11 protein-coding genes are annotated in these 12,878 nt (G+C 44.8%); 6 read left to right on the top strand and 5 right to left on the bottom strand.

Annotated elements, in window-relative coordinates:
* Window positions 1-74 precede the first annotated feature (74 nt).
* From PNC201_RS13260 to PNC201_RS13280, 5 genes are all read right to left on the bottom strand, one after another.
* On the bottom strand, window positions 75-554 hold the full coding sequence (locus PNC201_RS13260; protein ID WP_010606161.1) for an FKBP-type peptidyl-prolyl cis-trans isomerase: 480 nt from the start codon (window positions 552-554) through the stop codon (window positions 75-77).
* Window positions 541-2,970: a Lon protease family protein gene (locus PNC201_RS13265; protein ID WP_102057326.1), complete on the bottom strand. Its 2,430-nt coding sequence runs from the start codon at window positions 2,968-2,970 to the stop codon at window positions 541-543. Before PNC201_RS13265 ends, PNC201_RS13260 begins: the two co-directional genes overlap by 14 nt.
* Window positions 2,971-3,041: 71 nt before the next feature.
* On the bottom strand, window positions 3,042-3,500 hold the full coding sequence (locus PNC201_RS13270; RefSeq protein WP_017216346.1) for a zinc ribbon-containing protein: 459 nt from the start codon (window positions 3,498-3,500) through the stop codon (window positions 3,042-3,044).
* A 134-nt stretch (window positions 3,501-3,634) separates the two neighbouring features.
* Window positions 3,635-5,770: a TonB-dependent receptor gene (locus PNC201_RS13275; protein WP_102057881.1), complete on the bottom strand. Its 2,136-nt coding sequence runs from the start codon at window positions 5,768-5,770 to the stop codon at window positions 3,635-3,637.
* A gap of 180 nt (window positions 5,771-5,950) precedes the next feature.
* On the bottom strand, window positions 5,951-6,994 hold the full coding sequence (locus tag PNC201_RS13280; RefSeq protein ID WP_233525255.1) for a PepSY-associated TM helix domain-containing protein: 1,044 nt from the start codon (window positions 6,992-6,994) through the stop codon (window positions 5,951-5,953).
* A 281-nt stretch (window positions 6,995-7,275) separates the two neighbouring features.
* Between PNC201_RS13280 and leuS the strand changes: the two genes are divergently transcribed.
* Genes leuS through rlmH form a run of 6 tightly spaced genes read left to right on the top strand, consistent with a single transcriptional unit; the run spans window position 7,276 to window position 12,877 of the window.
* Window positions 7,276-9,864, top strand: coding sequence for a leucine--tRNA ligase (leuS, locus tag PNC201_RS13285; RefSeq protein WP_102057328.1), 2,589 nt, complete (start codon window positions 7,276-7,278; stop codon window positions 9,862-9,864).
* Window positions 9,848-10,360, top strand: a complete 513-nt coding sequence (locus PNC201_RS13290; protein ID WP_102057329.1) for an LPS-assembly lipoprotein LptE — start codon at window positions 9,848-9,850, stop codon at window positions 10,358-10,360. Before leuS ends, PNC201_RS13290 begins: the two co-directional genes overlap by 17 nt.
* A complete protein-coding gene (gene holA, locus PNC201_RS13295) occupies window positions 10,360-11,403 on the top strand; it encodes a DNA polymerase III subunit delta (protein ID WP_102057330.1) in 1,044 nt (347 codons plus the stop codon). Before PNC201_RS13290 ends, holA begins: the two co-directional genes overlap by 1 nt.
* Complete coding sequence (gene nadD / locus PNC201_RS13300) at window positions 11,400-12,035, top strand: nicotinate-nucleotide adenylyltransferase (protein WP_102057331.1); 636 nt, start codon at window positions 11,400-11,402, stop codon at window positions 12,033-12,035. Before holA ends, nadD begins: the two co-directional genes overlap by 4 nt.
* 52 nt (window positions 12,036-12,087) lie before the next feature.
* Window positions 12,088-12,405 (top strand): ribosome silencing factor, encoded by a 318-nt coding sequence (gene rsfS, locus PNC201_RS13305; RefSeq protein ID WP_088532235.1) that lies wholly within the window; start codon window positions 12,088-12,090, stop codon window positions 12,403-12,405.
* A gap of 1 nt (window position 12,406) precedes the next feature.
* Window positions 12,407-12,877: a 23S rRNA (pseudouridine(1915)-N(3))-methyltransferase RlmH gene (rlmH, locus tag PNC201_RS13310; RefSeq protein WP_010372039.1), complete on the top strand. Its 471-nt coding sequence runs from the start codon at window positions 12,407-12,409 to the stop codon at window positions 12,875-12,877.
* Window position 12,878 lies beyond the last annotated feature (1 nt).

The following is a 12,878-nucleotide window of genomic DNA, read 5'->3' on the forward strand; positions in this document are numbered from 1 at the left end:
GCTCCATTAACTGCGTATGGCGCTACGTTTATTCAAGCTATATGCCGTAGCGCCTTACACAACAATAACACTGATCACTCTACCGCGAGCAGCTCAACTTCAAACACTAATAACGAACCCGGTTCGATTTTACCTGCAGCACGGTCACCATAGCCTAAGTCTGGACCAATCCAAAAGCGGTATTTATCCCCTTCGCTCATCAACTGCACACCTTCGGTCCAACCCGGGATCACTTGATTAAGTCCAAAGCTGATGGGTTGGTCACGCAGTACCGAACTGTCGAATACGGAGCCATCAAGTAAAGTACCATGATAATGCACTTTAACTTTGCTCGTTGCATTTGGCTGTTTGCCACCGTCAGTTTGAGTGATTATTTCGTACTGAAGACCTGAGTCAGTTTTATGTACCTCTGTGCGCTTTTCGTTTTCTTTCAAAAAGTCAGCCGCTTGAATTCGATTAAACTGCGCAAGCTGCTTTTGTTTCTGACCACCACGAAAAAACACCACTGCAATCACCAGTGCAACAATAACGAGGATAATATTAGTTGTCGTCATGGTTTTCTTCTCCTTTGTCATCATCGCCGTTTACGACTTTCGCAATACGCTCAAGCTTCGCCATTGCAACTGCATTGATACTGTTTTCGGGATAGCCTTCATCACTTAGCTCTCCTGCAGGTCTATCCATTAACAAGCTAAGCGCTTCATCTACTGTGGCAACGGCATAGACATGGAATAAGCCTTTTTCAACAGCTGCAATCACTTGATCATCTAACACTAAGTTGACCTTGTTAGATTCAGGGACGATCACCCCTTGCTTACCTGTGAGGCCTCGCATTTTGCAGAGTTTAAAGAAGCCTTCGATTTTTTCGTTTACACCACCAATGGCTTGTACTTCACCGTGTTGGTTTATTGAGCCGGTGAGCGCTAAAGATTGATCCACGGGCAGTTGCGTCACAGCCGATAGCAGCGCACAAAGCTCTGCAAGTGATGCGCTATCACCGTCAATAAAACCATAATTTTGTTCAATGGCGATATTTGCACTGAGTGTCAGGCTAAAGTCTTGCGCATATTTGTTACCTAGGTAACCCGTAAGCAGCATCACGCCTTTTGAGTGAATTGACTTACCTAAGTCTACCTCACGTTCAACGTCAATCACCCCGTCAGCACCTGCGTATACCGTAGAGGTAATACGCGCAGGCGTACCAAAAGCGGTGTCACCAATATGCAGTACCGTCAGGCCATTTACCTTACCAATTGCGGTGCCTTCGGTTGCAATCAAGGTATGCCCTTCTTGAATATCGCTGAGCATGTTTTCGCTTAACTGTCCCGTACGATATTCTTTTCCAGCTATCGCCTCATCAATGTGATTAGCAGCAATTTGGTTTACGCCATCTTGCTTGGCATAAAAACTGGCTTCTGCCACCAGCTCCAAAACATCAGCAAAGCGCGCCGAAAGCTTACTGTGGTGCTCCGCTTGGCGATAGCTAAATTTAAGCATACGCGCCAGCGCCGCTGAGCTAAGCTCAATTTTCAAGGTATCATTACAGTATTCCATCACCTTAGTGATAAATTGATACTGCATTTTGTCCGAGCTTGGTAAATAGTAATCAAAATCGGCCAGCACTCTAAATAGTTCTGCAAACTCTTCATCGTATTCACCAATGGTGTAATACAGGTCTCGCGACCCCAAAAGAATAATTTTGACATCCAACGGAATTAGCTGCGGCTTTAAGGTAAAGCTGCTGCCCACCGAATTGTCTTGGTACGGTAGGTCATTTTTAATTTGGTGGGTTTTTAACGACAGTTTAAGGCCATCCCACACCTGAGCGTTAGCCATGACCTTTTCCGCATCCATGATCAGATAACCGCCATTGGCGCGGTGCAATGCACCGGCTTGAATAGAGCGATAGCTGGTGATCAAATTACCTTGAGAGGTTGCATATTCCACCTTACCAAAAATATTACCAAAGGTCGGATTTGGCTCATACACTACAGGCGCAGGGTCGTCCTCTTTAAACTCAACCAGAATATTGGGCGCAAAAAAGTCAGTGAGCATTCCCTTTGAGTCAAAGTCATCTTTGTTTTCGTCGCTGTTACTACTATCGTCGTCTAGCCAATCTAATACCGCATCGACAATTTCAACCTTGAGGTCTTTAAGATAACGCAGCACGCCAATATGTGCGGCATACTTATGCTCAAGTGCTTTTAATAGCGGTTTAGTCGCCATTTCAATGGTGGTTTTTTTAAGATTACGCAAGCGCTCTGAGGATTCGCGTTTCCATCTTGGCAGCTCAATAAGCGACTCAATGAGGGCATCTTCTAATGTTTCAATTGCGGTTAAAAAGTGTGCCTGAACATGCTCGTCTAGTGCCGAAAACTCCGTATCACTGAGCTGTTTACCATCGACCACAGGAGCAAAGCCAACTGTCCCTGTATCTTCTATCAGTGCAACACTCATATTCATAGCTTGTTGCTCAACAGCGGTGATCGCAGCATCGTATTTTTGTTCGAATTCTTTATCTAGCGACTTTTTCTTGCGTTGATAACCCGGATTGTCAAAAGCTGCAGGAAAAGTATCTAAGATCTCATCAATAAAGGCGTCAATATCGGCCTCAAGCTGCTTACTTTCGCCCGCCTGCATAAATAGCGCGATAGGCTCACGATGGTCGTCATAGTTATTAACGTACAACCATTCTTTGGGCGTTGGCTTAGTTTTACTGTGCGCCTCGAGCTTGTCTTTCACCATGGTAAAACGACCCAGCGCCGCTTCTCCCATGACATACACATTATAACCGGGAAGCTCCATCCCCAGGGCAAAGTCTAGGGCGGTTTGAGCGCGTTGCTGGCCAATAAATGGCAGCGCTTCTGGGTAAGGGTTTTGGATACAATTTTCTATGTGAGTCAACGAAACTGATGGTGCAAGCTGACTGGCCTGCAATGATTTTTCAGACGACAATTTAGATTTGGTCATTCTAACTTCTTTGTATTATTCGCATACGTTAGTCTACTCAGCTTGGTGCTTCCAAGCTGAGCGCCCACACTTTAGGGCGCTAATGCTTTTCTAGTATATTCCCCATGCCCGCACTCGCTGCAAGCTGGGATCTTGATGGCATAATAAACATCTAATTTATAGCCACAATTCTTACATACTAATTGTCCCAAAGCTATCCATTCACCTTCTTTATAAATGCCTTGGTGTTCAAAATCTTTTAAAAGTGCGGACCACTCAAGTTGAGTTCTATCTTCTAATTGGGATATTTCAAATAAGATGTTGGCTTTGAGCTCACTCCAAGCCGCTTCATCATAGAAGGATTTGTTTTCGAGAAGATGTTCCAAGTCACGTTTTAAATAGTAACTATAATCATCATAGGTTTGTTTGGTGTAGTCTTTCAGTGCGCTCTGCGCTTCCCAGAATCGCTTAGATAAATCGTCAATTTCATGTTCTTTGACGTCTTTGAGCCAATCGGAAAATTGATCCAGCCATTTTTGATAATCCGCCATTGCTACACTCCTGTTTCGCCAATAGATTAAGTGTAGACCAGATATACCATTCATTGTATTAGGGTTTGCTGAACTGGGTGCTCAGCAAACCCATTTGGCTTTAGATTATGAAGCCAAAAGTCATTGCTATTAGCTTAGAAGCGATACTTCACGCCAACGGTTGCTGTTGTACCAAGGCCTTTGATGTTATAGCCACCGTACGTATAGGCTTGTGCGCGAGCTGGGTAGTAGTCTGAATTAAATAAGTTCTCAATACCAACAAATGCTTGCCAGCTTTGGCCGAATTGATATTGACCACTAAAGTTAACCACGTTATAGCTGTCAATTGGACCTTGATCTCCAACATAGTTACCTTTATCGTTCCGCTCAAAGCGTTTACGGTCGCCGACATGTAACCAGCTTAACGTCATCGATAACGCATCAATTGGCTGCCAGTTTAGGTTTGCCGTAAGCTTTGGTGGGCTAATTTGTCTCGAGCCAAGGTACGTATCCGCTTTAGTATCTTTACCCTCAACATAGCTATATGTGGCAATGAGTTTTAGCGTGTCATTGATCTTGTAATCGACAAGTGCCTCATAACCCCAAATTTTTTGTGGTGCTCGAACAGGCTCATAAACTCCGGTTACTTCATTGAATTTATTCGTTGTGCCAAACTCAGATGTACTTCTATATGCCGCAAATTCAAATCGTAACGTCTCAAATTGAGAGTTAAAACCGATTTCGTAGTTATCAACAATCGATGCTTCTGTTTGAATTTGACCAATATCTTCTACTGTTGCACTGCGCAGCAGACGGCCAATATCCGAGATATCAGAGCCCTGCGAGTAACTGGCGAATGGGCTGAACTTTTCATTTGCGTTATATTTAATACCCACGTTGTAAGTTGTGGCGTCATAGTCAATGGTGTCACCTTTCACGTTAAGTGGCACAGAGCACTGATCCGCTGAGCGGCAAAGTTTTAGTGTTTGGTAATCAGCTACCGCAAGATCAATACTTTCTTGTCTCACTCCCGCTTTTAACACTAGGTCATCGGCAACAATCCACTTGGTCTGTAGGTAACCTGCGATGCTTTCCATGTCCATTTCCGGCACCCAAATACGACCATCGACAAGTGGCTGTGAGGTCACATCATTCAACGCATCAATACCATAAATGAAGGTAGCTTGGACATTGTCAAAATCAACCAAGGTATTAAATGTCGCACGCGCGCCCTTTTTTTCAGAGCGGATGATAGATTGACCGCCAGTGTATCCTTCATCAGGGTTTGCTAAGCTTGGAGAGAAGAAGAACACGTTCTCAATGTCTTGCATATACGCATCAAGCGTCATTTGTGTATTAGCAAAAACTTCTATATCGGTGTATTTCAAAGTAATGTTTTCATTACCTTCAGGACCTTGTGGCTTACCTTGTTTTTGCTGAGCTGGTGGCACGTGAATAGCGTAAGATTTTTCACCTAAATTGATGTTACCAAATACATCACCTAGGTCCGTTTTTTGCTGTGAACTGTAGAAGTTATAGCTAAATTGCAGTTGCTTGTCTTCATCAAAGTCATAGCCAAGCTTAGTAAAGTAGTTTTCTGTCACGGTATCCGACAGACCATACTGTAAACCTAGAATATCACCTTCAGCATCACGCTGAACACCGTTTTCTTCATAGCTTGCCGTGACTAAATAACTAAACTGGTCAACGCGGCCATTAATCGCGCCCGCAATTCGAGCACCTGCGCTCTCTGCAAGCTTTACTGCACTAAAGCGGCTAGATAGACTAATTTCACCTTCTGGTTTGCCATCGCTTTTAGCCTGCTTGGTGATGTAGTTAATGATCCCGCCTGAAGCACCATTACCATAAATTGAGGTTGCCCCTTTGATAACTTCTATACGAGCGATGGCACTTGGATCGAGTGTTTTTACACCCAAAGAACCATTTCGCAGTGGTGTAGACTGAGGTACACCGTCAATCATCACCAGAGGCGCACGTCCACGCAACGATTGCCCAGTATTACTTGAACTACCCGTATCCGGAGCAAGACCAGGAACAATTTGAGATAACAAACTTTGTAGTTCTGGATTTACTTTTAAATGATCTTCGATTTGTTTTTGATTAATAATCGTAATGGAGGCAGGCACTTCATCGATGCTTTCAAACACACGACTGCCCGAGACCACGATATGCTCCATATCTGCAGCTTGAAGATCTTTAACATTGGTATCGTCTGCAATGGCTGCTGCGCTAACAGCCAACGCTACCATACTGAGAGTAGTTTTTAACATGGTTATCCTTGCTGGATTTAGAATAATAATGATGTAAAAAGCGGCAATATAATATTGCCAAACTTCAGTAAAAACAAGGTGAATGTGAATAGTTTGCATTACCCTTTACTGCAAGACCATCCTACTTTACATCGATTTTTGCAATTATATCCACATAACAGTAACTTAGAGTGAAGTTAATTACCGCTTCCTACGATGACGTTGCAGCCAAAAATACAGGCCGGATACCGTGAAAAAAGTCGGAATTAAGGCAAGCATTAACCAAACAAATTGCACGATGGGACCGGCAAAGTCACCAATATGAAACTTGTACTTAAAGTTCCATATTTGCGTAGCGACTCCGGCTTTTGATGCATCATATTGCGCTACCACCTCACTGTTATAAGGATTTACCCAAACCCAGCTGTAGGCATGACTTTCACCAGGGTTTTGAACTCTATAAGCGACGCTGTCGGACGCTTTGTCAGGCATATAAATACGGAACAACTGACCGTCTGGGAAGATAGATTTTACGCGCTTTGTAGCGCTATTTAAATCGTAGGGTAAGCCGTGAAAATTAACCGCAATAGTAGGCGGTTTTGGTCTTGCTTCGACCTCATCAAAGCTCAACCACTCAACCACAGCCTTGGTTTGCGGCTGCCAGTTAAACGCCATACCACTGAAGGCAATGAGCAGTATAGGTAAAAGCAAATATACCCCCAGTACGGTGTGTAACTGATAAAGCAAAATCCTTAGCTTAGCTTTTGGTTTTATCACTAGCCGTTTCAAGCGATTTTTAGGCTTTACCCAAAGATAAAAGCCCAACACTAACTCAATAATGAGTACAAGTGCACAAATAGATACCCAATCTCTAAGCAGCTTTTTGTTGTCAGCATCTTCAAACAACAACCAACGGTGTAGCGCCATCGTAAAGCCATATATCGTAGAATAATACTCGTAGCGATGAAGGATCTCGCCACTGTAGGGGTTAACGCTAACATAATCACCGCTAGACAACTTCAGTTGCCACGCCAAATCCGGTTGCTGCTCAGGCATAAACAGTGAAACTTTTTCAGCGGTTGTAGATTCAATAAAGGTTACTATTTGCTCTACCCCAAGAGGCTCAGACTGTGGCTCAACTCGCCACAACTGAGGCTGAGTAAGATATTGAATATCTTTGGCATATATAAGCAGTGCCCCAGTTAAGCTTAAGCAAATAATAAATGCACCAGCCACTAGCGCCATTACTAGGTGAGCACGGCGTAACCACAATTTTATCAAGGGAATTCTCAAACTTCTTTCGATATTTAGCAATAGTAAGTGATAATAACTCTTACTTGCAACAGCACAAAATTTACCCTTTTACCGCTGCAGATCTTCGCGTAGTTTATCTCCACTTCGACACCACCTTTAATCCGCGGCAATCGACTAAAATAATTCCACTTTAGGTGCTGTGATTGCTGGCCAATTTCGGGTATGCTATCGAGCAATTTTCTATTAATTTTGCCAGATGTTTGGAAACCTAGATGCAAGAGCAATATAACCCGCAAGATATCGAAGCCAAAGTACAGTCGTACTGGGAAGAAAACAATACCTTCAAAGTTGTCGAAGACGAAAGTAAAGAGAAGTACTACTGTCTCTCAATGTTCCCATACCCAAGTGGTCGCCTCCACATGGGTCACGTACGTAACTACACCATTGGTGATGTGGTTTCTCGTTTCCAACGCCTACAAGGCAAAAACGTTATGCAACCTATGGGTTGGGATGCGTTTGGTCTTCCAGCTGAAAACGCGGCAATTAAAAATAATACCGCACCGGCGAAATGGACCTACGAAAATATCGACTACATGCGCAACCAGCTTAAGTTACTTGGTTTTGGTTACGACTGGGATCGTGAAATCGCGACTTGTCACCCTGAATATTATAAGTGGGAACAGTGGTTCTTCACTAAGCTTTACGAAAAAGGCTTAGTATACAAAAAGATGTCAACGGTAAACTGGGATCCAGTTGACCAAACGGTACTGGCAAATGAACAGGTAATTGACGGCCGTGGTTGGCGCTCTGGTGCCATTGTCGAGCAAAAAGAAATTCCACAATGGTTCATTAAGATCACCGATTATGCACAAGAGTTGCTGGATGACTTAGACAAGCTTGACCACTGGCCTGAGCAAGTTAAAACCATGCAGCGTAACTGGATTGGTCGCTCAGAAGGCGTTGAAATCGACTTTAAACGTGCCGACAACGACGAAAGCTTCACCGTATACACCACCCGCCCTGATACCTTTATGGGCGTGACTTATGTGGCAGTTGCGGCAGGTCATCCGATCGCTCAAGAAGCGGCGAAAAACAGCGAAGCGATCTCTCGCTTTGTTGAAGAGTGCAAGAACACCAAAGTTGCCGAAGCGGATATGGCAACGATGGAGAAAAAAGGCATCGCGACAGGCTTTACTGCTATCCACCCACTCACAGGACAAGAGGTGCCAATTTGGGTAGCTAACTTTGTACTGATGGATTACGGCTCAGGTGCCGTGATGGCAGTACCAGGTCACGACCAACGTGACTATGAGTTTGCAACCGCTTATGGCCTTGAGATCAAACAAGTTATTCAGCCTCTAGCCGGCGCAGAAGTAGAAGCCAATCTGGCTGAAGCAGCGTTTACCGAAAAAGGCACGCTTATCAACTCTGGCGAGTTCGATGGCCTAGACTTTGAAGGCGCCTTTAACGCCATCGCGACTAAATTAGAATCACTTGGCGTAGGTAAGCGCAAAGTAAACTTCCGTCTTCGCGATTGGGGTGTGAGCCGCCAGCGTTACTGGGGTTCGCCAATCCCAATGTTAAACAAAGAAGATGGTTCTGAGCTTGCGGCACCTGAAAACATGCTCCCTGTTCGTCTACCTGAAGACGTAGTCATGAATGGGGTAACTTCACCGATTAAAGCAGATCCTGAATGGGCAAAAGCAACAATAAATGGTGAAGCGGTATTCCACGAAACCGATACATTCGACACCTTTATGGAGTCATCTTGGTACTATGCACGTTACTGTAGTCCACGCTACGATGAAGGTATGCTTGAACCAGGTGCTGCAAACTACTGGCTACCAGTAAACCAATATATTGGTGGTATTGAGCACGCTATCTTGCACTTGTTGTACTCGCGCTTCTTCCACAAGTTGCTACGTGATTTCGGTTTAGTGAACTCTGATGAGCCATTTGAGCGCTTGCTTTGTCAAGGCATGGTACTTGCGGATACTTACTACCGCAAAGACGAGAAAGGCGGCGATATTTGGATCGCACCAACTGACGTATTAACTGAGACTGACGACAAAGGCCGCATCACTAAAGCGTGGCATAAAGAAGACGGCGAGCCGGTATTCTCTGCAGGCATGAGCAAAATGTCTAAGTCGAAGAACAATGGTATTGACCCGCAAACGGTTATCAAGCAATACGGCGCTGACACAGTTCGCTTATTCATGATGTTTACGGCTCCACCAGAACAAACGCTTGAATGGTCTGACTCAGGCGTTGAAGGTGCGCACCGTTTCCTTCGTCGTATTTGGAAATACGCAGTTGACGTAAAGCAAGCTGGTACTGCCGAGCTTGATTTAAGCAAACTAAATGCAGCGCAAAAGACGCTACGTCGCGACATCCACAAAGCCATTGCAAAGGTGACAGACGATATCGAACGTCGTCAAACGTTCAACACGGCAATTGCGGCGGTGATGGAGCTTTCAAATAAGCTTATCAAAGCGCCACTGAGCGATGAGCAAGACATTGCACTAGCAAACGAAGCGCTAGAAGCCATGGTGATCATGCTTGCGCCTATCACACCGCACATGTGTCACGAGCTATGGGCTGAGCTTGGCAAAGCTGGCGATATTCTTGATGCGGCATGGCCTATTGTCGACCAAAGCGCACTAGTTGAAGATGAAAAGCTTATCGTTGTACAAGTCAATGGCAAGCTGCGCTCTAAAATCACCGTGGCGGCAGATGCAACGCAAGAACAAGTTGAAGCGATTGCATTTAGTGAAGAAAACGTCACTAAATTTACTGACGGCAAGACCATCCGTAAGGTGATCTATGTTCCAGGTAAACTACTTAATGTGGTTGCAAACTAAGATGCATAGCCTATTTTGGCACACCAGCAAGCTAGCAGTTTTGCTAGCTTGCTTCTTCGTGGCGAGCTGCGGTTTTCACCTCAAGCAAGCCTCTTACCTTCCTGACGATCTAAAAGAAATCACCTTAAGCGGTGACGACAAGCGTTCAGCCCTGTTTGAACAGCTACAGTCTGATCTTCAGCGCGCTCAGGTATCCCTTACACCAAAAAATACCAAACAAGCTGCTGAATTGTACTTGTACAATGACTCACTTGAACGTCAAACTCTCAGTTTGTTCAAAAATGGTCAGGTTGCTCAGTATGAACTGGCGTATCGCGTGTCGTACCGGTTGAGTCGTCCGGGCCAAGAACCCGTTAAACAAATGTTCGAGCTGTATCGTAACTATCAGGACGACCCAGACAACGCGCTAGCAAAGGCAAAAGAGCTTGAGCTGATCCTAACCGAGATGCGCCGTCTTGCAAGCCAACGTATTATTCGAGAGTTGTCGCAACTGTAATGCGTTGTTATGCCAATCAACTCTCCAATCACCTAAGTAAAGGGCTTGCCCCTTTTTATCTGGTCTTTGGTGAAGAACCCTTTCAGCAAGGCGAATGTGTACTTGCCATACGAACCGCAGCCAAGCAGCAAGGCTTTGACGAAGTCATTAAATTTGCTCTACTTCCGGGGTTTGACTGGCAAGAGCTCAGTGCACAGTACAACAGTATGTCTTTGTTCAGTGCACGTACGCTCATCGAGTTCGACTTTAACGAGCAAAAAGTTCCTACCCAAGGTGTTGCGGTTTTAAAGTCTTTGGCCGAACAGGTCAATCCAGATGTCGTTGTTATTTTTAAAGGGCTGGGCGCGGGTCAAGACATTCAACGAACCGCTTGGTTCAAAGCATTAGAGCCTAAAGGCCTGTTCGTCCCTTGCTATGCGTTAACGGGCCGTCATCTTGAGCGCTGGTTTGATGATGAATGTAAGCGGCTGAAGCTGTCTGTGTCACCACAAGGCAAGCGCGCCCTCCTCGTCGCCACAGAAGGCAACTTGCTTGCAACGCATCAGGAGCTCGAAAAGCTCTCCTTACTATTTGGTAAAAACCCGGTTGATGAACAGCAATTGCTGAGCGGCTTATTAAATCAATCTAAGTTCGATATTTTTGATTTAAATACCGGATTGCTAAGTGGCAACCCTAAACAAATCATCAAAGTATTGAATAAGCTCGCCAGCGATAATGTAGAGCCCGCGAGTATTCTCTGGACCTTGCAAAACCAAGCACGCACCCTACTGGGTGTTAAAACCTTGTGGCAAACAGGCACTACGCTTGCGGATGCCTATAAAAAGCATAATGTCTGGAAAAATCAGCAAACCATTACGCAACAAGCGTTAGACAGATTAACGCTAGAGCAGATGAAACAGTTGCTCTGTATGATGGCGGACTTTGATACCGCATATAAAGAAGCAAGGCTCACTGCGCCATATCAAGCTCTAGCACACATCGCGCTAGCCTTTGCTACATCTATAGCAATGCCGTTACCAATTAGCCAGAGTGAGCATGTATGATTGCTTTGTTTGGTGGTACTTTCGATCCTCCGCATTTAGGCCATTTAAATATGGCGATGCGCTGCGTCGACGAGCTAAGTCTGGCTGAGTTAAAGCTTTTACCTTGTGCCATACCGGTTCATAAACAAAAGCCCAGCATCAGTGACGAGCATCGCCTAGCGATGCTTGCAAATTTGCTAGCAGGGCAACAAAAGCTGGTTATTGATAGACGTGAGCTTGACCGACAAGGACCTTCTTACAGCCTGCTAACACTGCAAGAGCTGCGTAACGAATATCAGGATCAGCCGATTTTATTTTTAATGGGTATGGACTCATTTAATAGCCTGCACACTTGGTATCAATGGCAAGAAATTACAAAGCTGTGTCATCTGGTAGTGTATCAACGCCCAAAAGAACATTGCTCACCAGATGCTAAAGTCTCGGCTTATTTAGCCAAAGCACGCACAGATAGCTCAAATAGACTCCAAACCACCAAGGCTGGACACTGCTATTTCCTTCACGGTGAGCAAAAAGACATTGCATCGAGTACAATAAGAGCTGCAATTGCACAGCATGACAAAGAATATTTGGAACATTGGCTGCCCGCTTCTGTCATAGATTATATAAATAGCCATGGCTTGTATGCTGATTAACCCCATAAAGCATGTTAAAATCGCCGATTATTTGAAATACAGAGACAAAAACTTGGATTCACAACAGTTATTAGATTTCGCGCTAGACAAAGTAGATGATATGAAAGCGCGTGATATTGTAAAGCTCGACGTTCGCGAAACTTCTTCAATCACCGATTACTTAGTGATCTGTACAGGCACCTCAAAACGCCATGTACAATCGATTGCCGATCATGTCGCAAAAGAAGCACGTCATGCTGGAGAAACACCTATTGGCCAAGAAGGTCAGGACATCGGAGAGTGGGTATTGGTTGATTTGGGTGACGTTGTTGTACACGTGATGCAAGACCAAACCCGCGACTTTTATGACTTAGAAAAGCTGTGGGGCTGATGTGAAGATCCAACTCATTGCCGTAGGTACCAAAATGCCGAAGTGGGTTGAAACTGGCTTCACTGAATATCAAAGACGCTTTCCCAAAGATATGCCACTGGAGTTAATTGAAATTAGCGCTGGCAAACGGGGGAAAAACGCAGATATTAAACGCATTTTGCAACAAGAAGGTGAAAAAACCTTAGCCGCTATTCCAAAAGGCAATCGGATCGTAACCTTAGAAGTGACTGGCAAGCCATGGGATACACACCAACTTGCGAGCAATATGGAAAAGTGGCAGTTGGACGGTCGCGATGTTAGCTTACTGATTGGCGGCCCTGAAGGGCTTGCACCAGAATGTATTGCTGCGGCTGAACAAAAGTGGTCATTATCAAACTTAACCCTACCCCACCCTTTGGTGCGTATAGTGGTTGCCGAGAGCTTGTATCGTGGCTGGAGTTTAAATAATAATCATCCTTACCACAGAGAATAAT

This window comes from Pseudoalteromonas sp. NC201, from assembly GCF_002850255.1.
Taxonomy (GTDB): Bacteria; Pseudomonadota; Gammaproteobacteria; order Enterobacterales; family Alteromonadaceae; genus Pseudoalteromonas.